At 65.9% G+C, this 252-nt stretch carries 1 protein-coding gene; it reads left to right on the top strand.

All coding sequences use genetic code 11. The features are described 5' to 3' along the window. Positions 1-252, top strand: a 252-nt coding sequence (locus AB1471_RS19060; protein WP_496350345.1) for a hypothetical protein, incomplete at both ends; no start/stop codon positions are given.

Genomic DNA, 252 nt, shown 5'->3' with positions numbered 1-252 from the left:
ATCGAGCCGGCCGGCGACAAGATGCGAGTCACGTTGCACTACAGCAACAAATACCAGGTGCCGGCCACGGCTACCGCGTCGATCCTCAACCCCAGCCTGGTGGCCTCGCGCACCATCCAGCTGTCACCGCCGTACACCGGCGGCCCGGTCTTGCAAGACGGCGCGGTGATCCCAATCGAGCGCACCCAGGTGCCCGTCGAGTGGGATCAGTTGCGCGATTCCATCAATGGGATCCTCCGCCAGCTCGGCCCG

Origin of the sequence: Jeotgalibacillus marinus, assembly GCF_040801915.1 — a bacterium.
GTDB classification, from domain to species: Bacteria; Bacillota; Bacilli; order Bacillales; family Jeotgalibacillaceae; genus Jeotgalibacillus; species Jeotgalibacillus marinus.
The sequence above is the reverse complement of the archived record's forward strand: the minus strand, read 5'-3'. Positions and strand labels throughout refer to the sequence as shown.